Raw genomic sequence first — 19,846 nt, 5'->3', positions numbered from 1 at the left:
TCGCCTCCGATCAGGCGTGCCCGGCCTGGGCGGACAGCATGCCGAGGTCGACCCCGATCTTGCGCAGGGCGAGGTCGTATTTCAGGTCGAGCGAGGCCCCGAAGATGATGTGCGGGTCGGCCTCGCAGCTCAGCCACCCATTGGCGTGGATCTCGCTCTCGAGTTGGCCCGGCGACCAGCCGGCATAGCCCAGCGCCAGGACCGCGCTCTCGGGGCCCCTCCCCCGCGCGATGGCGCGCAGGATGTCGATGGTGGCCGTGAGGCAGATGCCGTCGTCGATCGGCAGGGTGGACTGGTCGATGAAGAAGTCCGGCGTGTGCAGGACAAAACCCCGGCTCGTCTCGACCGGGCCGCCGATCAGCACGTTCATCTGCTCGACCCGGCGGGGAAGCCGGATGGCGTCCTTCTCCGGAATGACCTCGAGTTGGACCAGGAGATCCGGAAAGCTCAGGTCCGATGCGGGCTTGTTCAGGACGATGCCCATGGCGCCCTCGGCCGAATGAGCGCAGATATAGATGACCGTGCGCTGGAAACGCTCGTCCATCATTCCGGGCATCGCGATGAGCATCTGCCCATCGAGATAGCCTGCGCTTTCGCCGCCACGGGTCATCATTCGCGCCTGGCCCATGACAGTCATGCTACGCCAGAGCGTAAGATTGTCTACCCCGCTGCAAGCTTCCGGCTGGAAAGCGACACAGTCCAATTCTGGACCACTGCCTCGACGCGCTCAGCCCCGCAGGGTAAGCGAAGATTTCGCGGCTTGGCCGCAGGAGGTTCTGCATGACAATCAAGATCGGTGATCGCCTTCCCCAGGCAACCTTTCGCGTGATGACGGCCGATGGACCTGCCGCGCGCACGACTGACGATCTGTTCCGTGGCCGCAAGGTCGTGCTGGTCGCGGTGCCGGGCGCCTTCACGCCGACCTGCGACCGCAACCATCTTCCGGGGTATGTCCAACGCGCCGACGAGATCAAGGCGGCCGGCATCGACGCGATCCTGGTCACCTCCGTGAACGATGTCTTCGTGCTCAAGGCCTGGAGCCAGTCGGCGGGAGCGGACGGGAAGGTCGAATTCCTGTCCGACGGCAACGCCGACTTCGCCAAGGCGCTCGGCCTTGCCTTCGACGGCACGGGTTTCGGCCTCGGCACGCGCTCGCAGCGCTATTCGATGATCGTCGAGGACGGGGTGGTCCGGTCCCTCAATGTCGAGGACGTGCCCTCGAAGGCGGACGTGTCCAGCGCCGAGAACCTCCTGAAGGAGCTCGGCGAAGGCCAGCAGGCGAACTGAGGCCCGTCGCTCCCAATATCGCTCCAGCCGGACGAGGACCTCGCCCGGCTGGAATCTTCCCGCCCGCTACCCGCGCGCCTTGAACCACGCGCCGAGCTGGGCGACGTCGATCTGCGTCAGGCCATGCCCGCCGGGCACGCGCTTGTGTTCCACGCCGGCGCCGGCATCGGCGAGCTGCGCTGCGACCCGCTCGGCCACGGGCAGCGGCACCAGCGGATCGGCGCTTCCCGACAGGATCAGGACGGGCTTGTCCGCCAGATCCGCTTCAGGCGGGTCCGCGAAGGGCGGCATCGCCCGGATCAGGGCGGCCCCGGCGAGCACCTCCGGACGCATCAGCAGCATCGCGGCCGCGATGTTGGCCCCGTTCGAGAACCCGAGCGCGATCGGAGCCGCCAGCCCATAGGCCTCGCGCGCCGCGCCGATGAAGTCGGCCAGCTCCTCCGTCCGGCGACGCAGATCCGCCTCGTCGAAGCGCCCTTCCGCGAGCCGGCGGAAGAAGCGCGGCATGCCGTTTTCCAGGACCTTGCCCCGCGGCGAAAGCAGCGCCGCCCCGGGCGCGACCGCCCGGCCGAGCCCGATGAGGTCGTTCTCGTCCGCACCCGTCCCGTGCAGCAGGAGGACGGGCGGCAGGCCGGGCAGGCCTGCCGGTTCGAAACGGTGGATGAAGGACAGTTCCGTCGTGGTGTTCATGGCCGGTCTCCGGCCGGGCCTCGCGGGCCCGGCGCCGACTTGTCCAGATGCTAGGCCGCCGCGACGAGCGGCCCTTCGAGCTTGGGCAGGTGCGCCTCGATCATCGCGCGGTCCGCCTCGTACTGGGCCGGGAGCTTGAGCTCGCGCCCAAGCGCCTCGACGGGCTCGTCGATGGCGAACCCGGGCACGTCCGTGGCGATCTCGAAGAGCACGCCACCCGGCTCGCGGAAGTAGACGGACCGGAAGTAGTTGCGGTCCCTCTGCTCGGTCGTGGTGATGCCGTGCCGGCTCCGGAGCCGCTCCACCATCGCCATCTCGGCCGCGTCGTCGGGCGCCCGGAAGGCGATGTGGTGGACCGTGCCCCCGCCCGCCCTGCCGGGCAGGAAATCGCCCACGGCGTGCAGCGTCACGTGTCCGCCCTCGCGCGCCCCGGTCGAGAGGCGCAGGAGCGATCCCTCGCGGCCGGCCTCCGTGAAGCCGAACACGTCCGTGAGGATCGCGGCCGTCGGCTCCGCCTTCGCCAGCATCAGGGTGACGCCGTGGAAGCCGCGGATGGCATGCTCGGCCGGGACCGCCCCGTCGCTCCAGGCCGGATCCGCCTCCGCGTCCTCGACGGCGACGAGCGCGAGCCGCGTCCCGTCGGGATCGCGAAAGCGCAGCACGGTCTCGCCGAACACGCGGACCGGGACGTCATGCGCCACCGCTTCGGCCACGAACCGGTGCGCCCACCAGCCGATCGCCGCGCGAGGCACGCGAAACGCCGTCTCGGAGGTCTCGCCGATGCCGAGCCGCCCGGGCGCGACGTGCTCCCATGGGAAGAACGTCAGGATGGTGCCCGGCTGCCCGGTCTCGTCGCCGTAATAGAGGTGATAGGTGCCCGGATCGTCGAAATTGACGGTCTTCTTGACCAGGCGCAGCCCGAGAACGCGCTTGTAGAAATCGAGATTGCGCCGGGCCGGACCGGAAATCGCGGTCACGTGATGGATGCCGTTGGTGGTCATTGGACCCTCCCGCGAGGGGCGATCGCCCCCGTCTGACGCGAGAGGTAGGCCCGAACGGGCCGCAGCGCACTTGCAGGGCTGCAAGCCCGATCCTGCCTTCAGGCAATCCCGGCTGCCCCCGAGTGCTCGGGGCAGCGCCACTCCTCAGGTCAGGTGACGCTCCACGCCGCGGACGGTGTCGGTGAACCAGGTCAGGACCGCGAGCCCGGCGAGGAGCGCCGACATGCCCCAGAGGCCGGTCAGGCCCACCGTCGGGAAGGTCGCGGCTGCGATCGCCACTCCGGTGACCAGGCTGAACCACAAACCCAGATAGGACACCCACCCGAAGGGCGGGCCGCCGAGGCAGGCCGTTGCGATCTGCTGGCCGAGCTTCACGAGGCTGCCCGTCACATAGGTCAGGGCGATGCTGACCTCCCCATTCCGCTCGAAGACATTGTTGAGCGCGCCCATCGCGCACGCCATCACGACCGTCGTCAGGAGCGGCGATGCCGAATGGGACGAGGCGGCAGCCACGGCGAGCAGCAGGGCCGTGTAGGCGAGCACCGCCGGCGGCCTTCTCTCCCCGGCCGCATGGCCGAGCAAGGCTCCGGATATGACGCCGAGCAGGAACGAGCAGATGAGGCCGCCGCCGATCCCCACCAGGCTCGGCTTCTGCACGAAATCGACCGCCAATCGCGTCGAGTTGCCGCTCATGAAGGAGACGAAATAGCCGCCGATCACCATGAAGCCGCTGCCGTCGACATAGCCGGCGACCGCCGCGAGCAGCCAGGCAAGCAGCTGCGTTCTCCGTTCGTAGAGGGTCACGGCTCGGTACCCCGGACGGCTCCGTCCTGCGGCCTGGCTCCTAGGGATGCCACCATCAGGGCCTCTTCCCCTCGAATTCGCGAAAGGCCGTGCGTCGGCCGCGCCCGGCCGGCAGCCTCGCTCGTCGAGGCGACCAACCTTCTCATACCCGGTTCGATCACGAGATCGGGCGGGCGGCGCACGGGGTTCCCAATAGCCCGATTGGAGCCGGACCAGCGCACCCTGTCCAGGACGAAAAGCCGGCACACGACGAGCTCGGCCGAGGACCGGACGGAGGCCGCCGGGCCAGGGCAAGGCCGAGGGCCCGGCAGAGCCCCGACCCATGCGGAGGGCTGATCCCTCCCATCACGCCTTTCGCCTTGCCCCATCTGGTGTGCCGCACTAGGGTCCCGCCGCTCTCAGCAGCCCTTTGGAGACGTTCCATGGCCTTCCTGGCCGACACACTTTCGCGCGTGAAGCCCTCCGCGACCATCATGATGACGCAGAAGGCCCGCGACCTGAAAGCGAAAGGCCGGGACGTGATCTCGCTGTCCGTCGGCGAGCCGGATTTCGATACGCCGGACAACGTGAAGAACGCCGCCATCGAGGCGATCCGGCGCGGCGAGACGAAGTACACGCCGGTCTCCGGCATCCCGCAGCTCCGCGAGGCGATCGCCCGCAAGTTCAAGCGCGAGAACGAGCTCGACTACAAGCCCTCGCAGACGATCGTCGGCACGGGCGGCAAGCACGTCATCTTCAACGCCCTCATGGCGACGCTCAACCCGGGCGACGAGGTGATCGTCGTGGCGCCCTACTGGGTGTCCTACCCGGAGATGGTCGGCCTCTGCAGCGGCACCCCGGTCATCATCGAGGCCTCGATGGAGCACGATTTCAAGCTCCAGCCGGAGGTGCTCGAGCGCGCCATCACGCCGAAGACGAAGTGGATCATCCTCAACTCGCCCTCCAACCCCTCGGGGGCCGCCTATAGCTGGGACGAGATGAAGAAGATCACGGACGTGCTCGTCCGGCACCCGCATGTGTGGGTGCTCACGGACGACATGTACGAGCACCTGACCTACGGCGACTTCAAGTTCGTCACCCCCGCGCAGGTCGAGCCGAACCTCTACGAGCGCACGCTGACGATGAACGGCGTCTCGAAGGCCTATGCCATGACGGGCTGGCGCATCGGCTACGCGGCCGGCCCCGAGAAGCTCATCAAGGCGATGGACTTCGTCCAGGGCCAGCAGACCTCCGGGGCCTGCTCGATCGCCCAGTGGGCGTCGGTCGAGGCGCTCGACGGTCCGCAGGACCACCTCAAGGTCTTCAGGAAGGCCTTCGAGGAGCGGCGGGACCTCGTCGTGTCGATGCTCAACCAGGCGTCGGGCCTGAAATGCCCGAAGCCGGAGGGCGCCTTCTACGTCTACCCGTCCTGCGAGGGCACGATCGGGAAGACGACGAAATCGGGCAAGCGGATCGAGACGGACGAGGATTTCGTGACGGAGCTCCTCGAGCAGGAGGGCGTCGCGGCCGTCCACGGCTCCGCCTTCGGCCTCGGCCCGAACCTGCGCATCTCCTACGCCACCTCGAACGAGGCGCTCGAGGAAGCCTGCCGGCGCATCCAGCGCTTCTGCGGCGAGCTGCGCTGAGCCGGTCGGAAATCCAGGAGGCCGCGAGGGCCGGAGAGGCCCCTCGCGGCGCTGCCGCGGCAATGCCGCAGGCCACGGCCGGCGACGCGGAGCTCGCCGGCTGCATCGACGCGATTCTGTCCGTCTATCCGGACCTCGCCCGCGCCCGCTTCACGGTCGCGGGACGCGGCTGGCACAGCCTCGCCGTCGAGGCCGACCATCGACTGATCTTCAAGTTCCCGAACGGTGCGGAGGCGGAAGCCGCCCTGCGCCGCGAGGCCGGCCTGCTCCGGATCCTGCGGCCCCGGCTCACGATGCCGGTCCCGGACATGATCCTGAACGAGGGGCCCCGCCTGTTCTCCCGGCACGAGACGCTGCCCGGGACGCTTCTCGTCACACGCGCCTATGCGGGCCTCACGGAGGCGGAGCGGGACGCGGTCGCCTGGGACCTGGCGCGCTTCTTCGCAGAGCTCCATGCGCTCGATCGCGAGACCATGCATGCGGCCGGAGCCCGTCCGATCGCGCCTTGGGCCACGGACGATGCGACCCTGGAGCCCGCCTGGCGGGCGCTGCCGCGCGGCGTGCGCGAGCGCGCGCAAGCGGCGATCCGCGAATACCGGTCGCTCGGCCCCGATCCCGGCGGCGAGATTTACGGGTTCTTCGACGCCCATGGCTGGAACATGGTCTTCGATCCGAAGAGAGGGTCCCTGTCCGGCATCTTCGACTTTGCGGATTCCGGCTTCGGCCCGCGGCACCGGGAATTCGTGCAGCCCTCCCTCATCCACCCCGAACTGCCCCGCCGCGCGGCCGCCGCCTACGAGCGGTTCACGGGCATCCCGGTGAACCGCCGGCGCATCTTCCTGCTGACGGCCGCCATGCGGCTGTCCGAGTTCGCCGGCGCACTCGCGACCGGGTATGACGTGCCGGGCACCAGGCGCCTGGTCGTGAGCTGGTTCGACGACCGCGGGAGCGGCTGAGCTCCGCCGCCGACGACCCGGCTTTGTTGCACGCCAGCGACAGTCGCTACGCCCCGATTCACGTAGATTCTCCACATCTCTGGAGAGCTTGATTCGATGCTGCGTTCCCTCGCGCTGGCGGCAGCCGGACTACTTGGGCTGACGGTGCTTGCACCCGCGGCGGACCTGACCTCGCGGGCGGCACCCGCAACGCTGGAAATCCCCTATTCCTGGTCGGGCTTCTATGTCGGCGTGAATGCCGGCTATGGCTTTTCGGACAACCGGCATCGCCCGACCTGCGGACCCGCCTGCGCCCCGACGCCCGTTCTCGACACCGATGGCGACGGTTTCGTGGGCGGCGGCCAGGCCGGCTACAACCAGCAGATCGGCCGCTTCCTCGGCGGCATCGAGACCGACATCCAGTACACCGATATCGGCCGCAATGTCGGCGGGACGTTCCCCGGCGCGATCTCCTACAACGCCGCGCAGCGGCTGGAATTCCTCGGCACGCTGCGGGCCCGCGTGGGCCTCGTGATGGACCGGGTCCTCGTCTACGCGACGGGTGGCTTGGCCTATGGGGACGTGCGCAACGCGCAGAGCATCGTCTTCCCGGGGGCGTCCTACGCGGTCGCGTCGACCCGCACCGAGGTCGGGTACGCGGCTGGAGCCGGCATCGAATACGGCTTCACGCCGAACCTGACCGGAAAGGCCGAGGCGCTCTATTACGATCTCGGCCGCCGCTCGCTGGCGGGAGGCGCCACGCCGCCGACCGGGCTCGTCCGGGGCGCGCGCTTCGACAGCGCGGGGGTCGTCGCCCGCGCCGGCCTAAACTACAAGTTCAACCTCTTCTAGCCAGCCCTCCGCCGCGCCGAACGGCGCGGGCCCGCCTCGGCCCGATGGATGTCCCCCGAGCGGGAACCCTTGCTTCGTCCCCAGGGGGATGGGAGCATAGACAAGCAGCTCCGCAAGAGAGTGCGCCGGGAGAACGCGTGACCATGGAGGGAAGTGCGGCGATACAGGCCGAGACAGGCGATCCAGCGGCGGCGCGCCCCTGGCTCGCATCGTACCCGGCCGGTGTTCCCGCCGAGATCGATCTCGATGCGGTCGGCACCCTGGTCGACATCTTCGACGAGAGCGTCTCGCGCTATCCCGAACGGCCCGCTCTCGAGAGCTTCGGCAAGCGCCTGACCTACGGCGAGCTCGGCGCACGCGCCGGGGCGGTGGCCTCCTGGCTGCAGATCCAGGGCATCGGCCGCGGCGACCGCGTCGCCATCATGCTGCCGAACGTCATGGCGTATACGCCGATCCTGTTCGGCACGCTGATGGCGGGTGCCACGGTCGTCAACGTGAACCCGCTCTACACCCCGCGCGAGCTCGCCTTCCAGCTGAAGGATGCCGGGGTTCGCGTCCTGTTCGTCCTCGAGAATTTCGGCGCGACCGTCGAAGCCGTTCGGGGCGAGGTCGCGCTGGAACGGGTGGTGGTCGTCACGCCGGGCGACCTCCTCGGGCTCAAGGGCACGATCGTCAACCTGGTATCCCGCCATGTGAAGAGGTCCGTGCCGGCCTTCAGGCTGGACAACGGCATCTCCTTCGCGGAGGTCCTTCGGCAGGGCGCGGCGCGCCCCCCGGACCAGATCGAGGTCCGCTCCGAGGACATCGCCTTCCTGCAGTACACGGGCGGCACGACGGGCATAGCCAAGGGCGCGACGCTCACCCATCGCAACGTCGCCGCGAACGTCATGCAGTGCGAGGCCTGGATGCGGGCGGGCGGCCTCGGCCGGAGCGCCGAGATCGCCGTGACGGCGCTGCCGCTCTACCACATCTTCGCGCTGACGGCCTGCTGCCTGGTAATGGTGCGGATGGGCTCCTGCCTGCTGCTGATCGCCAATCCGCGCGACCTGAACGGCTTCGTGAAGACCCTCAGGACGAGGCCCTTCACGGTGATGTCGGGCGTGAACACGCTCTACAACGCCCTCGCCCGCCATCCCGAGATCCGGAAGGTGGATTTCTCGAAGCTCCACTTCTGCGTCTCCGGCGGGATGGCCACGCAGGCCGCCGTCGCGAAGGCCTGGAAGGAGCTCACGGGCCGGCCGATCGTCGAGGGCTACGGCCTGTCCGAAACCTCGCCCGTCGTCACGGTCAATCGCCTCGACATCCCGGAATTCACCGGCACGATCGGCTACCCGCTGCCCTCGACGGAAGTCTCGGTCCGCAACGCGGCGGGCCGCCCCGTCCCGCTCGGCGAGCCCGGGGAGCTCTGCGTGCGCGGGCCTCAGGTGATGCGCGGCTATTGGAGCCGGCCGGACGAGACCGCGAAAGCGATGACGCCGGACGGCTTCTTCCGCACCGGGGACGTCGCGACCCTCGGGCCGGACGGAGCGCTCAAGATCGTCGACCGGATGAAGGACATGGTCCTCGTATCCGGCTTCAACGTCTATCCGAACGAGGTCGAGGACGTGATCGCCGCCCATCCGGGCGTGGCCGAGGTGGCCGTCATCGGCTTGTCCGAGGCGAGCTCCGGGGAGGTCGTGGCCGCCTATATCGTGAAGGCCGACCCGGCGCTCACGGAGGAGGACGTCAAGGATTGGTGCCGCGAGCGGCTGACCGGCTACAAGCGGCCGCGCCTGATCCAGTTCCGCGCGTCGCTGCCGAAATCCAATGTCGGAAAGGTCCTGCGGCGCGTCCTCAAGGACGAGGTCGCCGAGGAGACGGACCGGGCCGCCTGACCCGGCACGGCGCGGTCACGCTCGCGTGAGTGCCGGAATGAAACGGACGCCGATTTCGTACATGCCATCGAGGCAGGGGCGGGCTTGGCTGCGGTGTCGCAGCCGCAACCTTTTGCCGAGGCGGCCGTAGGTCCTGAGCGCGCGCCCCGAGGATCCGGGCGCGGAACGACCCTGCCCCGCGAACCGGACGAGCCTTGTCGGAGGAGAGCACCGATGCTGATCAAGAACCGCCGCGGCTGGGAGATCCCCGAGAGCGAGGCAACACCTGAATCGGCATTCCTGAACCGGCGGGCCCTGATGGCGGGCGGCGCCGGCCTCATCGGCGCATCCGTGATCGGCGGCGCCCAGGCGGCCTCCCCGGCCGACCCGACGGCGGATCTCTATCCGGCCAAGCGCAACGATCGCTACAAGCTCGACAGGGCCCTCACGGACGAGAAGTTCTCGGGCGACTACAACAACTACTACGAGTTCGGGACGTCCAAGTCCGTCACCGGCGCTGCCGCCAAGCTGAAGACCCGGCCCTGGACCGTGAAGATCGACGGGCTGGTCGACAAGCCGGTGGAGATCGCGATCGACGATCTCATCCGGAAGATGCCCCTGGAGGAGCGGCTCTATCGCCACCGCTGCGTCGAAGCCTGGTCGATGGCCGTGCCCTGGACGGGTTTCCCGCTCGCCTCCCTGGTCGCCATGGCGAGCCCCAAGGCCGATGCGCGCTACATCGTGATGCAGACGTTCAAGGACCCCGGCCAGGCGCCCGGACAGAAGCAGTTCTGGTATCCCTGGCCCTACACGGAGGGCCTGACGGTCGAGGAGGCCGGCAACGATCTCGCCTTCATGGTGACGGGCGTCTACGGCAAGCCGCTCGCAAACCAGTTCGGCGCGCCTCTCCGCCTCGCGGTCCCCTGGAAATACGGTTTCAAATCCGTGAAGGCGATCGACCGGATTACCTTCACGAACGAGCGGCCGAAGACGTTCTGGGAGGCCCTGCAATCGTCGGAATATGGATTCTGGGCCAACGTGAACCCCGAGGTCTCGCATCCGCGCTGGAGCCAGGCGGAAGAGCGCGTGCTCGGCACTGGCGAGATGCGCCCCACCCTGCTGTTCAATGGCTACGGCGAGTACGTGGCCGACCTCTACAAGAACCTGAAGGGCGAGCGCCTCTGGGCCTAGCCGGCCACGAAAAAGGCCGGACCCGCGAGGATCCGGCCGAAAGTTGAGACGCGACAGGAGCGTCTCCAGAGGGGAACGGCTGAACGGAAACGGGAGGTCATCCGGTTCCGCAGGTCTCAGCCTCCACTACTCTGGCACGTCGTACGGTGCATGGCAGGCGGGCAGGCTCATGGAAGCCATGCAGCCGCTACATGGAACCGTCTTCAATAGGACCAGCGCTGGGCTTTCGCGACGAGGAAGTCGCGGAAAGCCTGGACGCGGGCCACGTTCCGCATCTCCTCGGCGTAGACGAGGTACGTATCGAGCGCCGGCATCTCGATATCACGCAGAAGTTGCACCAGGTTCGAGTTCCCGTCCACCGCGTAATCGGGAAGAACCGCGATCCCGGCGCCGGTCTCGACGGCGGAGCGCAAAGCCGGGATGTTGTTGACCACCATGTGGTATTCGCGCGGCTGCCGCCCGTCGCGCCCGATCGTCGCCAGCCAGTGGACCGACAACAGGTAGGACGGCTGGTCGCCCCCGAACGACAGGAGACGGTGCTCGTCGAGGTCGTCGACCGTCTTCGGCTCGCCGAACCGCTTCACGTAGTCGTGCGACGCGTAGACGTGGAAGTGAACCGTGAAGAGGCGGCGCTGGATGAGGTCGGGCTGCGCGGGCCGGCGCAGCCGGAGCGCGACATCCGCCTCGCGCATGGCGAGGTCCAGCTCCTCGTTGGTGAGGATGAGCGAGACCCGCACGTCGGGATAGGTGTCGAGGAATTCGGCGATGCGCTGGGTCAGCCAGAGCGAGCCGAGGCCCACGGTCGTCGTGATCTTCAGCTCGCCCGAGGGTCGCTCGCTCGTTTCCTCGAGCCTCGCGCGGGTATTCTCGAGCCGCAGCCGCATGTCCTTGGCGGCCCGGAAGAGCAGGTCACCCTGCTCCGTCAGGATCAGGCCGCGGGCGTGCCGGTGGAAGAGCGGAGCCTTCAGCTCGCGCTCGAGCGCCGAGACCTGTCGGCTCACGGCCGACTGGCTCAGCCCCAGGTCGTCACCCGCGCGGGTAAAGCTCCCTGCTTCCGCAACGGTGTAGAAGATTCGGATTTTGTCCCAGTCCAAGGCGGCCCCCAGGCCCGTTGCGTCCCCGGCCGACCGGGACCTTCTATTCGGCCGCCTCGGCGAGGAGGTTTGCAGCTTCCAGGTACCGCTCGGCCTCGAGCGCGGCCATGCAGCCGAGCCCTGCCGCCGTGACGGCCTGACGGTACACGTCGTCCGTCACGTCACCGGCTGCGAAAACACCCGGGATGTTGGTCGCGGTGGAATCCGGCGCCGTCCGGAGATAGCCGCCTGGCTTCATGTCGAGCTGGCCAGCGAAGATCTCCGTCGCGGGCTTGTGGCCAATCGCGATGAACACGCCATGTACGGGGAGTTCCTCGACCGTCCCCGTCTTCACGTTGCGAAGCCGCAGATGCGTGACGGAGGGCGGAGGCCCTTCGGTGCCGCAGATCTCCTCGACGGCCGAATCCCAGATCACCCGCACGTTCGGGTGCCGGAACAGGCGATCCTGCAGGATGCGCTCGGCACGCAGCGAGGACCGCCGGTGGATCAGCGTCACCTTCGAGGCGAGGTTCGCGAGGTAGAGCGCCTCCTCGACGGCCGTATTGCCGCCGCCCACCACCGCCACTTCCTTGTTGCGGTAGAAGAAGCCGTCGCAGGTCGCGCAGGCGGAGACGCCGAAGCCGCCGAACTTCGCCTCGGAGGGCAGGCCGAGCCACTTGGCCTGCGCGCCCGTGGCGATCACCACGACGTCCGCCTCGTAGACGTCGCCGGAATCCCCCGTGAGACGGAAGGGACGGCGGTCGAGCTCGGCCTTCACGATCGTGTCGGAGATCATGCGGGTCCCGACATGCTCCGCCTGGAGCCGCATCTGCTCCATCAGCCAGGGGCCCTGGATGACGTCGGCGAAGCCCGGATAGTTCTCGACGTCCGTCGTGATCATCAGCTGGCCGCCGGGCTGGATGCCTGAGATGATCACCGGCTCCAGCATCGCGCGCGCCGCATAGATGGCCGTCGTGTAGCCCGCCGGTCCGGACCCGATGATGATGAGCTTGGCGTGGAGATGCGCCATCTAAAAACCTCCGCTGCGCCCTGGACCGCGCGCCCGCGCGGCGCGATGCGCTGCAATACCTCGGGCAACTGCTTGTGCGATCACGGGTGTCGAGTCCAGCTTCTCGTAGTTGAAGAGTTCGAGTTTGCCACTGAAGCTTTTCACGAGTCCGCGTGATTTGAGCTCCGCCATCAGGCGCGACAGGCGCCCGCGCCAGGCCGCGGGCTCGAAGACGAGGACAGGCGCCCCGGTGCCGAGGGCCTCGGACAGCATGTTCGCGGAATCCGCCGTGACCACGATCGCGTCCGCGAGGGCGAGCATCGCGACCAGGGGGTTCTCGCCCTCCCCGGTCCAGAAGAAGCCGCCGGTCTCCGCGGCCAGGGCCGGCAGCGCCGCCCGCAATGTCGGCGGCGTGCGGCGCGAGGCGGTGATCATCAGCGAGGCGCCGTCGGCCGCGACCGAGCGCAGCCCGGCAAGCAGGCGCCCGCCGTCCTCCTCCGAGAAGCTGCCGTGGCGGCTGTCGCCGCCGACCAGGACCGCGACACGAGGCGAAGGCAGCCCCGACAGGCGCGGGTCGGGCGCACGCCGCGCCTGCTCCAGCCTGTCGGCCGAAAGCCGGTGCGGAGACGTCAGGGTGTTGAGCACGTTCGGGCCGCGGATGGGATCATAGATCGGCGCCCAGATCAGATCGGCCGTGCCGGGCCCGGTCCGGGGATCCTTCAGGAAAACGGTATAGCTGCGCCCCCCCGATCGCCGGCGGATCTCGCGAAGATACGGAACCGTCCGCCGGCCCGAGGCGATGACGAGATCGGGAAAGGGCGGCGAGACCGGGCTGGCCGGCCGGCCCGGACGCTCGCGCGGGTCGACCGGGCCCCATGGCATCAGCCAGACCCAGGGCGGACGCGGCGCGACCGTGCGGATTTCGGGCTCGAGGCCGAGCGCCTCGGCGACGCCCAGGCATTGTGCCTCGTCGCCGGCCTTGCCGTCGGTCAGGACCCAGGCGCGAAGGCCGGCCATCCCGGAGCCTATCGCCGGCGCGGGTTTCAGATCGGGCTGCGTCGGAGCCATCCTGCATAGTGAGCCGCCAGAGCGACCACGCGGCGCTGCTCGGATGCGGGATCGTACCAGGCGCCGCCCGAATTGGCCGGCAGGGCCGAGAGCTGCGGATGGCGGACGAGGATCTGGCCGTTCGGGGCGACGACGAGCGCTTCGCCCTCCAGATAGTCGTTCGGAACGCCGCCCCCGAAGAAGCGCCCTCCGTCCCGCCCGACATAGGACGCCATCGACACGCCAGTGATGCGCACGACCAGCCGGGGCGCATTGCGGCCTCCGCCGAGACGATCGCCGAAATTGCGCGCGAGCTCCGCTTCCAGGGCCGCCCGGAGAGTGTCGGCGAAGGGGCCCAGGCCCTTCGCGTAGAGCGGCCGCACGTCGACGATGATCCCGGAGAATCGCGGCGCCGCCGTCTGGGCCAGAACCGGCAGGGCCGCGACGCTGGCGAAAGCGGCCGCGAGGGAGGAAGCGACCACCGTCCTGCGGCTGATACCAGACCCGCTCATCCCCTCTCCGACACGCTCAGCACATCCCCAGATAAGCCACGTGGCGAGACGTGCAAGCGGAGCCGCAGGAAGCATCGGCAGGCGCGGAACCCTCGGCGCGCCTGATCAGTTCTCGTCGCAACCAAGCAAGTTTCGTCGTGTTCGGAAATGCTCGCAAGGAGTATTCCGACCAGCAATCGGACGAACTTTGCGACTACTCAATGGCACTCGGCGGTCAGCGATGCGCATCATCGGACTCGGTTCATCTATGCGTCTTGCGGCCGGCGGGGCGCTGCTTCTCGGAGGCGTCACGGCCGCGCAGGCCGGCTTCTTCGAACGGCTATTCGGGATCGAGTCCGACCCGCAGCCTCAGCAATACTACTACCAGCCCGCACCGGCCCTGAACCGGTATCAGGGGATCGATGCGGACGAGCCGCTCGGGTTCACGGTGCGCAAGAAGGCCAAGCCGAGATCCGTCAGGAGAGAGCACAGGGAAACGAAAAAGACCGCGCAAGTCCCGATCGATCCCGTCAAGAACCCCGAGTGGTACCTGCAGGATCCGACCCTCCGCCGCGGGGACATTGTCGTCCTGAAGGACGAGGTCCTCGTGTTCCGGGGCGGCCGCATGCCGTATTCGCGCCAGAACTTCGCGTCCCTCGCCCAGTCGGACCTGCCGAAGGCGGAGCGGGAGCGTCTCTCGCACATGGCGGGGCTCAAGCCCGTCACGCCGCCGCGGACGACGGTCGCGAGCGCGTCGGACTGATCCCCGACGACCAGAACCCTCCACCGGACAATCGGGAACAATCCATGCGCCGCCTTGATGACACGTACCGGGTTTTCGGGCTTGTCGGGATCGTGGTCGCCTCCGGGCTGACCATCGCGGGCCTTGTGGAAGGCTCGGGCGACGCGCAGGCCGACGCCAGTCCGCGCAGCGCGGTCCCGCTTCCGATCGAGGCGGCCCAGGCCGCGCCCGACCTGCTCCAGACGCGACAGCCGCCGCAGGCCGCCCGTCAGGTCCGGGTGGTGTATGCCGGTCCGCTGGTGAGTTCCGCCTCGGACGGCGACGCCGTTCCGGTCCTGCGGCCCGAGGCCCGCCCGGCGAGGCCGGCAAGCGAGCCGGCCGTGGTGGACGTCACCGGATCGATCGCGCCGGCGCCACTGCCGCCGACACGCGTTGCCTACGCGGAACCGGAGGGGGAGCGGAGCGCGCCGCCCGTCCCGGCCGGAAGCCCCAAGCTCGACCTCAACACGGCCTCGATCGAGGCCCTGAACTCCATCCCGGGCGCCGGCCGCATCGGGAAGGCTGTCGCGCGTGGACGGCCCTATGCTTCGCCGGAGGACCTGCTCGAGAAGCGCATCGTCACGCGGGCGACCTTCGCCCGGATCAGGGGCGAGGTCACCGTCGAATAGGCACCGGCGCTCCGTCCCGGCCTAGCCGCCCGTCGTCATCTCGCTGTGGGCCGCGCGCGCGACCATCATCAACCGGTCGGGATCGAGCGAGCCCGAGAGGGCGTAGCCGTAGCCTCCGGTGGCCCAGGTCGCCGAGGCGAACTCGCCCTGCCGGGTGACCCGCAGATCCCAGCGTCCCACCTCGCCGCACCGGACATAGAGCGTCAGGCGAGAGCCGTCGTCCGCGCCATACATCAGCTGCGCGGCAACGTCGCTTCGGCCGGCAGGAAGGAGGCGTCCCCCGATCAGGCGAAAGCCCACGCTCTCGAGGTCCGGGATGGCGAGGCGCCGGCCGAGCCGTTTCGACAGCCAGTTCGCCAGATGGGTTTCCTGGTCTGCCTTGACCTCGACGGGATGCACGGCCTCCACCGTGTAGATGCGGTGCGCAGCCAGGGCCTCCTGGGGCAGCGGCGCGAGCCGCGCCGGCATCCCGAGCGTCCGGTCCGCGATGTCGCGCATGAACCATCCGCCCGCGCCGCCGACCAGCAGGACGAGGCAGGCCGCGAGCGCCTGGAGCAGCCGCCCGTTCCGGATACGACGGTGTTCGGCCAGCAAGGCCGCCGTGCGCAGGCGCGCGGGGATCGGCTCGTCGGCCTTCGTCGCCAATCGCTCCCGGAGAGCGGCCCTGATCGCCCGGTCGGCCTGCACGCGGGCGGACACCTCCGGCTGGGCAGCCAGATAGGCATCCACCACGTCGCTACGGTCGGCCGGAAGCCGCCCGTCGACCAGGGCGCTCAGATCATCCTCGCCGACAGGGCGCTCGGAGCCCGTCACTTGACCCTCCTCAGCACCGGCTGCGCCGCTCCGTCGAGCTGGCGCCGCAGCTTCTCGCGACCGCGGCTCAGCCGCGACATCACCGTCCCGATCGGGACGCCCAGGACCCGCGCAGCAGCCTCGTAGGACAGGTCCTCCACGCCCACGAGCAGGATCACGGCGCGCTGCTCCGGCGGGAGCGCGTCGAGGCAGGCGAGGATGTCGCGCATCGCGGCCCGGGAATCCTGCTCGATCCCGTGCTCGGCTATGCCGGACAGGTCCTCCACCTCGGCCCGGAGGAGCTCGCGTCGCTTCCGGCGCAGCCCGTCGATGAACAGGTTGTGCTGGATAGCGAAGAGCCAGGCCTTCAGATCCCCGTCGCGCCGACGCAGCCGCCACCGCGCCACCGCCCGCTCCAGGCAGTCCTGGACGAGATCATCGGCCGCCTCGCGATCGCGCAGCAGCGCCCAGGCATAACGCCTGAGCGCGGGAATGTGCGGCTCGATCAGAGCGGCGATTTCGTCCATGCGTCCCCGATGCCTCAGGGCGTCGCGACATGCCAGACGTTGTTCACGCCGTCGCCAGTCGTGTCGCCGGGCTTGCCGTCTTTGGCCCAGCCGTAGAGCGGCTTGCCCTTGTAGGCCCATTGCTTGCCGCCGTCCTGGCGCGTGACGATCGTCCAGTTGCCCGAGGGTCGCGCATCCGCGGGCGCGAGAAGCGGGGGCCAGTTCTGGGCGCATTGCCCGGTGCAGTTCGACGCTTCGCCGATGTCGCGGTCGAAGGTGTACAGCGTCATGCCGCGCGCATCCGCCAGCACCTTGCCCTTCGCGGTGTCGGCGACCTTCGCCGGCTCCGGCGCCTGCGCCAGTGCCAAGGACGCAGCGAGACCGATCGCGGAAGCGAGAACAACCCGTTTCATGGCGCCTCTCCCTGTACATACCCTCCAGACGAGCGCGGGGGCGGCTCTATTCCGAGTGACGCCGGGCCCGGCCCGTCGGGCAAGCTTGCCACACCCCGCGGACATTGTCTGGGGATAAGCGGAGGGCGTTTTGGGGGACTCTTGCGCCCGAGTCAGGCGGTCGAGTAGGGTCCCGGCGGTCGAACGGCTTCTCTCGTTCGGCACGAAAATCTCATCAACGACGAGCTCGCGGCAGCGCGGTCGGACGGATCTCCGTCCGCGATCGATGAGGGATTCGGATTTGAAGCGTCCGGTGGAGGCGACGGATGAATGATGCGGCGACCGGGTGGAGTGACGACCGCGTCGAGTTATTGACCAAGCTGTGGGGCGAGGGCCTGAGCGCCAGCCAAATCGCGGCGGCGCTCGGCGGCGGGGTGACCCGCAATGCAGTGATCGGAAAAGTGCATCGGCTCGGCCTTTCAGGTCGGGCCAAGCCGGGAGCGGCCGCGGCGGTGCGGCCCGCCAAGGCGCGCCCTGCCGCTCCGGCAGCGACGCAGCTCGACGCCGGGCGGACCTCGCTGCTGGCGCGGGCGCCGGAGCAGCCTGCCGGCCCGACGCTCGTGGCCGACGCGCGCTGGGGTGACGACGAGCAGGCGGAGATCCCGGAATCTCAGCGCGTCTCCATCATGGAGCTGCGCGAGAGCACCTGCCGCTGGCCGCTCGGCGATCCGTCCAAGCCGGACTTCTCGTTCTGCGGCGGCCGGGCCGTCACGGGCCTGCCCTATTGCGGGCACCATTGCCGGATCGCCTACCAGCCGGCGGCCGAGCGCCGGAGGCTCCGGGCCTGAAGCCCGGCCTTTCATCGCGCCAGCAAGAGCCCGCTCCGCACGAGCGGGCTTTTTCGTTTTGGCAGCGGGCGCGCGACCGTTGCGGGCGCCCGCGGTGTCGGCATACTGGGATGCTGGCGCTTCCAACGGGGACCGCGATGGCGGCGGGTCAGGTCGTCACCCTGAGACTCAGGATCCGGGATCCGCTCCCGGGCGTCGCCTACAGCCTTCAGAACAAGAAGAACGAGCCGGTCGGCCAAGTCACGGCCGGCGACGAGGCCGTCTCCTTCGACGTGCCGGTGCGGGTCGCGCCCGGGCCGAGATTTCTTGGGGACTTCGTCCGCAGCGAAGGGGCGACGCGGCGCTTCATCTACATCGCGATCGGCGAGCAGGCCGGGCAGCGCCCATCCGCCTGGAGCCGACGGGCCAAGATCGACATCCACCAACTGCCCGCCGAACTGCTCGAGAAGGCTCTGGCCGGCCTGGTCATCGAGGCCGAGCTTCCCGGAAGAGCCCCCGACGGGGGGCCGGCCTGCGCGACCTTGCGCCCGATCGGAACCTGGCAGGCCGTCGGATGACCGTCTTCGCGATGCCGCGTGCGAGCGGCCTCGCGAGCTAACGCGCCGCGTAGGTCTCGTCGAGCGAGTAGCCGGCGCCCCGCACCGTGCGGATCGGATCGGGATCGCTTTCCCCGAGCGCCTTCCGCAAGCGGCCGACATGGACGTCCACGGTGCGCTCGTCGATATAGACGTCCCGTCCCCACACGCGGTCGAGCAGTTGCTCGCGCGAGAAGACGCGGCCGGGATTGGTCATCAGGAATTCGAGCAGCCGGAACTCGGTCGGGCCGAGGCGGAGCGGCTTGCCGGCCCGGCGGACGCGGTGCTGCGAGCGGTCGAGCTCGATATCGCCGAAGACAAGGAGCTCCGCCGTCTCGCTCGGCTTCGCCCGGCGCAGGAGCGCGCGGACGCGGGCCAAGAGCTCCGGGACCGAGAAAGGCTTGACGACGTAGTCGTCCGCGCCCGTCGCCAAGCCGCGGACCCGGTCCCCCTCTTCGCCCCGGGCCGTGAGCATGATGATCGGCAGGCGCTCCGTCTCGCGACGGAGCCGCAGGCGGCGGCACAGCTCGATCCCGGAAATGCCGGGCAGCATCCAGTCCAGGAGGAGCAGGTCCGGGACGTCCTCGCGGATCATCAGCTCCGCTTCGTCGCCACGCGCGGCGACCTCCACGTCGCAACCCTCGGCCTCGAGGTTGTAGCGCAGCAGCAGGGAGAGCGGCTCTTCGTCCTCGGCGATCAGGATGCGCGGCTTGGCGCTCATGATGCCCGGCTCCTCACTCGGCAGCCGCGCTGTCCGGCACCGTCGTGCGATCGTCCTTGGGGCGCTCGGTCGTCAGGTTGCGGCCAGTGATCAGGTAGTTGATCGTCTCGGCGATATTCGTGGAGTGGTCCCCGATGCGCTCGACGTTCTTCGCCACGAAGAGAAGGTGGGCGCAGAACGAGATGTTGCGCGGGTCCTCCATCATGTAGGTCAGGAGCTCGCGGAACAGCGACGTGTACAGCGCGTCGATCTGGCCATCCCGCTGCCAGACGTCCAGCGCCCGCGTGAGGTCGTGCTGGGCATAGGCGTCGAGCACGTCCTTCAGCTGCTCCATCACGAGGTCGGCGATGTTCTGGACGCCGATGACGATCTTCTGCGCCTGGAAGCCGTCGGCGATCGCCAGGACGCGCTTGGCGCAGTTCTTCGACATGTCGCCGATGCGCTCGAGGTCGCCCGAGATGCGGATGGCCGCGATGACTTCGCGCAGGTCGATCGCGAGCGGCTGCCGGCGCGCGATGGTCAGCACCGCGCGCTCCTCGATGTCGCGCTGGAGCGCATCCATCCGCTGGTCCATGGCGATCACCGACTGGGCGAGCGCGGTGTCGCGGCGGACCAGGGCCTGGACCGCGTCGGCGAGCTGCTTCTCGGCGATGCCGCCCATCTCGGCGATCGAGGAGCGAAGGCCCTCGAGCTCGGCGTCGAACGAGGAAACGATATGATCGGGCATGGCGGCCTCCTTGCCTG

Annotated in this window: 23 protein-coding genes; 10 read left to right on the top strand and 13 right to left on the bottom strand. The window is 69.1% G+C overall.

The window, feature by feature from the left end:
* Positions 1-10 precede the first annotated feature (10 nt).
* A complete protein-coding gene (locus ACO2SS_RS20465; protein ID WP_423279630.1) occupies positions 11-637 on the bottom strand; it encodes a YqgE/AlgH family protein in 627 nt (208 codons plus the stop codon).
* A gap of 143 nt (positions 638-780) precedes the next feature.
* Here ACO2SS_RS20465 and ACO2SS_RS20460 point away from each other — a divergent pair, with 143 nt between their 5' ends.
* Positions 781-1,287: a peroxiredoxin gene (locus ACO2SS_RS20460; protein ID WP_423279629.1), complete on the top strand. Its 507-nt coding sequence runs from the start codon at positions 781-783 to the stop codon at positions 1,285-1,287.
* Positions 1,288-1,353: 66 nt separating this feature from the next.
* Here ACO2SS_RS20460 and ACO2SS_RS20455 read toward each other — a convergent pair whose 3' ends face one another.
* The 3 genes from ACO2SS_RS20455 to ACO2SS_RS20445 all read right to left on the bottom strand — a co-directional run bounded on the left by ACO2SS_RS20455 (position 1,354) and on the right by ACO2SS_RS20445 (position 3,782).
* Positions 1,354-1,977 (bottom strand): alpha/beta hydrolase, encoded by a 624-nt coding sequence (locus ACO2SS_RS20455; RefSeq protein ID WP_423279628.1) that lies wholly within the window; start codon positions 1,975-1,977, stop codon positions 1,354-1,356.
* Between the two features lie 50 nt (positions 1,978-2,027).
* Entirely contained in the window at positions 2,028-2,978 is a 951-nt protein-coding gene (locus tag ACO2SS_RS20450; RefSeq protein WP_423279627.1) for a ring-cleaving dioxygenase, read from the bottom strand.
* 144 nt (positions 2,979-3,122) lie between these two features.
* A complete protein-coding gene (locus ACO2SS_RS20445; protein ID WP_423279626.1) occupies positions 3,123-3,782 on the bottom strand; it encodes a YoaK family protein in 660 nt (219 codons plus the stop codon).
* Between the two features lie 422 nt (positions 3,783-4,204).
* On the opposite strand from ACO2SS_RS20445, the gene ACO2SS_RS20440 reads away from it, so the two are divergent.
* From ACO2SS_RS20440 to msrP, 5 genes are all read left to right on the top strand, one after another.
* Positions 4,205-5,407 (top strand): pyridoxal phosphate-dependent aminotransferase, encoded by a 1,203-nt coding sequence (locus ACO2SS_RS20440; RefSeq protein ID WP_423279625.1) that lies wholly within the window; start codon positions 4,205-4,207, stop codon positions 5,405-5,407.
* A 62-nt stretch (positions 5,408-5,469) separates the two neighbouring features.
* Complete coding sequence (locus tag ACO2SS_RS20435) at positions 5,470-6,363, top strand: phosphotransferase family protein (RefSeq protein WP_423279624.1); 894 nt, start codon at positions 5,470-5,472, stop codon at positions 6,361-6,363.
* 96 nt (positions 6,364-6,459) lie between these two features.
* Positions 6,460-7,194: an outer membrane protein gene (locus ACO2SS_RS20430; RefSeq protein ID WP_423279623.1), complete on the top strand. Its 735-nt coding sequence runs from the start codon at positions 6,460-6,462 to the stop codon at positions 7,192-7,194.
* 143 nt (positions 7,195-7,337) lie between these two features.
* Positions 7,338-9,068 (top strand): AMP-binding protein, encoded by a 1,731-nt coding sequence (locus tag ACO2SS_RS20425; protein WP_423279751.1) that lies wholly within the window; start codon positions 7,338-7,340, stop codon positions 9,066-9,068.
* A gap of 213 nt (positions 9,069-9,281) precedes the next feature.
* On the top strand, positions 9,282-10,238 hold the full coding sequence (gene msrP, locus ACO2SS_RS20420; RefSeq protein WP_423279622.1) for a protein-methionine-sulfoxide reductase catalytic subunit MsrP: 957 nt from the start codon (positions 9,282-9,284) through the stop codon (positions 10,236-10,238).
* Positions 10,239-10,441: 203 nt separating this feature from the next.
* Here the strand turns inward: msrP and ACO2SS_RS20415 are convergent, their stop codons facing one another.
* Genes ACO2SS_RS20415 through ACO2SS_RS20400 form a run of 4 tightly spaced genes read right to left on the bottom strand, consistent with a single transcriptional unit; the run spans position 10,442 to position 13,879 of the window.
* Positions 10,442-11,332 carry a LysR family transcriptional regulator gene (locus ACO2SS_RS20415; RefSeq protein ID WP_423279621.1) on the bottom strand — a complete coding sequence of 297 codons (891 nt, stop codon included), beginning with the start codon at positions 11,330-11,332 and terminating at the stop codon, positions 10,442-10,444.
* 43 nt (positions 11,333-11,375) lie between these two features.
* A complete protein-coding gene (trxB, locus tag ACO2SS_RS20410) occupies positions 11,376-12,341 on the bottom strand; it encodes a thioredoxin-disulfide reductase (RefSeq protein ID WP_423279620.1) in 966 nt (321 codons plus the stop codon).
* Positions 12,342-13,337, bottom strand: a complete 996-nt coding sequence (locus ACO2SS_RS20405) for a mitochondrial fission ELM1 family protein (RefSeq protein ID WP_423279619.1) — start codon at positions 13,335-13,337, stop codon at positions 12,342-12,344.
* Positions 13,338-13,363: 26 nt separating this feature from the next.
* Complete coding sequence (locus ACO2SS_RS20400; protein ID WP_423279618.1) at positions 13,364-13,879, bottom strand: hypothetical protein; 516 nt, start codon at positions 13,877-13,879, stop codon at positions 13,364-13,366.
* A 220-nt stretch (positions 13,880-14,099) separates the two neighbouring features.
* Between ACO2SS_RS20400 and ACO2SS_RS20395 the strand changes: the two genes are divergently transcribed.
* Positions 14,100-14,621 (top strand): hypothetical protein, encoded by a 522-nt coding sequence (locus tag ACO2SS_RS20395; RefSeq protein ID WP_423279617.1) that lies wholly within the window; start codon positions 14,100-14,102, stop codon positions 14,619-14,621.
* A gap of 44 nt (positions 14,622-14,665) precedes the next feature.
* Positions 14,666-15,268: a helix-hairpin-helix domain-containing protein gene (locus ACO2SS_RS20390; RefSeq protein ID WP_423279616.1), complete on the top strand. Its 603-nt coding sequence runs from the start codon at positions 14,666-14,668 to the stop codon at positions 15,266-15,268.
* A gap of 21 nt (positions 15,269-15,289) precedes the next feature.
* Here ACO2SS_RS20390 and ACO2SS_RS20385 read toward each other — a convergent pair whose 3' ends face one another.
* From ACO2SS_RS20385 to ACO2SS_RS20375, 3 genes are read right to left on the bottom strand one after another with little or no spacing between them, the layout of a single operon-like run.
* The gene (locus ACO2SS_RS20385) at positions 15,290-16,081 is read right to left on the bottom strand and encodes an anti-sigma factor family protein (protein WP_423279615.1); all 792 of its coding nucleotides are present in this window, start codon (positions 16,079-16,081) and stop codon (positions 15,290-15,292) included.
* The gene (locus tag ACO2SS_RS20380) at positions 16,078-16,587 is read right to left on the bottom strand and encodes an RNA polymerase sigma factor (protein WP_423279614.1); all 510 of its coding nucleotides are present in this window, start codon (positions 16,585-16,587) and stop codon (positions 16,078-16,080) included. The genes ACO2SS_RS20385 and ACO2SS_RS20380 overlap by 4 nt, the downstream gene beginning before the upstream one ends.
* A gap of 14 nt (positions 16,588-16,601) precedes the next feature.
* Positions 16,602-16,979 (bottom strand): hypothetical protein, encoded by a 378-nt coding sequence (locus ACO2SS_RS20375; RefSeq protein WP_423279613.1) that lies wholly within the window; start codon positions 16,977-16,979, stop codon positions 16,602-16,604.
* Between the two features lie 305 nt (positions 16,980-17,284).
* Here ACO2SS_RS20375 and ACO2SS_RS20370 point away from each other — a divergent pair, with 305 nt between their 5' ends.
* Entirely contained in the window at positions 17,285-17,806 is a 522-nt protein-coding gene (locus tag ACO2SS_RS20370) for a GcrA family cell cycle regulator (RefSeq protein WP_423279612.1), read from the top strand.
* A 110-nt stretch (positions 17,807-17,916) separates the two neighbouring features.
* The gene (locus ACO2SS_RS20365; protein ID WP_423279611.1) at positions 17,917-18,363 is read left to right on the top strand and encodes a DUF5990 family protein; all 447 of its coding nucleotides are present in this window, start codon (positions 17,917-17,919) and stop codon (positions 18,361-18,363) included.
* Positions 18,364-18,400: 37 nt separating this feature from the next.
* On the opposite strand, the gene phoB is transcribed toward ACO2SS_RS20365, so the two are convergent.
* Both phoB and phoU read right to left on the bottom strand, forming a co-directional pair.
* Positions 18,401-19,102: a phosphate regulon transcriptional regulator PhoB gene (gene phoB / locus ACO2SS_RS20360; protein ID WP_423279610.1), complete on the bottom strand. Its 702-nt coding sequence runs from the start codon at positions 19,100-19,102 to the stop codon at positions 18,401-18,403.
* A gap of 13 nt (positions 19,103-19,115) precedes the next feature.
* Entirely contained in the window at positions 19,116-19,829 is a 714-nt protein-coding gene (gene phoU, locus ACO2SS_RS20355; protein WP_423279609.1) for a phosphate signaling complex protein PhoU, read from the bottom strand.
* Positions 19,830-19,846 lie beyond the last annotated feature (17 nt).

Source organism: Enterovirga sp. CN4-39, assembly GCF_049446235.1.
GTDB lineage: Bacteria > Pseudomonadota > Alphaproteobacteria > Rhizobiales > Beijerinckiaceae > Enterovirga.
This window is presented reverse-complemented; position numbering and strand designations above follow the sequence as displayed.

Excerpts from the sequence above, each read along its gene's own strand:
- ACO2SS_RS20465 (WP_423279630.1), bottom strand. The coding sequence starts at position 637 with ATGACTGTCATGGGCCAGGCGCGAATGATGACCCGTGGCGGCGAAAGC.
- ACO2SS_RS20460 (WP_423279629.1), top strand. The coding sequence starts at position 781 with ATGACAATCAAGATCGGTGATCGCCTTCCCCAGGCAACCTTTCGCGTG.
- ACO2SS_RS20455 (WP_423279628.1), bottom strand. The coding sequence starts at position 1,977 with ATGAACACCACGACGGAACTGTCCTTCATCCACCGTTTCGAACCGGCA.
- ACO2SS_RS20450 (WP_423279627.1), bottom strand. The coding sequence starts at position 2,978 with ATGACCACCAACGGCATCCATCACGTGACCGCGATTTCCGGTCCGGCC.
- ACO2SS_RS20440 (WP_423279625.1), top strand. The coding sequence starts at position 4,205 with ATGGCCTTCCTGGCCGACACACTTTCGCGCGTGAAGCCCTCCGCGACC.
- ACO2SS_RS20435 (WP_423279624.1), top strand. The coding sequence starts at position 5,470 with ATGCCGCAGGCCACGGCCGGCGACGCGGAGCTCGCCGGCTGCATCGAC.
- ACO2SS_RS20430 (WP_423279623.1), top strand. The coding sequence starts at position 6,460 with ATGCTGCGTTCCCTCGCGCTGGCGGCAGCCGGACTACTTGGGCTGACG.
- ACO2SS_RS20425 (WP_423279751.1), top strand. The coding sequence starts at position 7,338 with ATGGAGGGAAGTGCGGCGATACAGGCCGAGACAGGCGATCCAGCGGCG.
- msrP (WP_423279622.1), top strand. The coding sequence starts at position 9,282 with ATGCTGATCAAGAACCGCCGCGGCTGGGAGATCCCCGAGAGCGAGGCA.
- trxB (WP_423279620.1), bottom strand. The coding sequence starts at position 12,341 with ATGGCGCATCTCCACGCCAAGCTCATCATCATCGGGTCCGGACCGGCG.
- ACO2SS_RS20405 (WP_423279619.1), bottom strand. The coding sequence starts at position 13,337 with ATGGCCGGCCTTCGCGCCTGGGTCCTGACCGACGGCAAGGCCGGCGAC.
- ACO2SS_RS20400 (WP_423279618.1), bottom strand. The coding sequence starts at position 13,879 with ATGAGCGGGTCTGGTATCAGCCGCAGGACGGTGGTCGCTTCCTCCCTC.
- ACO2SS_RS20395 (WP_423279617.1), top strand. The coding sequence starts at position 14,100 with ATGCGCATCATCGGACTCGGTTCATCTATGCGTCTTGCGGCCGGCGGG.
- ACO2SS_RS20390 (WP_423279616.1), top strand. The coding sequence starts at position 14,666 with ATGCGCCGCCTTGATGACACGTACCGGGTTTTCGGGCTTGTCGGGATC.
- ACO2SS_RS20380 (WP_423279614.1), bottom strand. The coding sequence starts at position 16,587 with ATGGACGAAATCGCCGCTCTGATCGAGCCGCACATTCCCGCGCTCAGG.
- ACO2SS_RS20375 (WP_423279613.1), bottom strand. The coding sequence starts at position 16,979 with ATGAAACGGGTTGTTCTCGCTTCCGCGATCGGTCTCGCTGCGTCCTTG.
- ACO2SS_RS20370 (WP_423279612.1), top strand. The coding sequence starts at position 17,285 with ATGAATGATGCGGCGACCGGGTGGAGTGACGACCGCGTCGAGTTATTG.
- ACO2SS_RS20365 (WP_423279611.1), top strand. The coding sequence starts at position 17,917 with ATGCTGGCGCTTCCAACGGGGACCGCGATGGCGGCGGGTCAGGTCGTC.
- phoB (WP_423279610.1), bottom strand. The coding sequence starts at position 19,102 with ATGAGCGCCAAGCCGCGCATCCTGATCGCCGAGGACGAAGAGCCGCTC.
- phoU (WP_423279609.1), bottom strand. The coding sequence starts at position 19,829 with ATGCCCGATCATATCGTTTCCTCGTTCGACGCCGAGCTCGAGGGCCTT.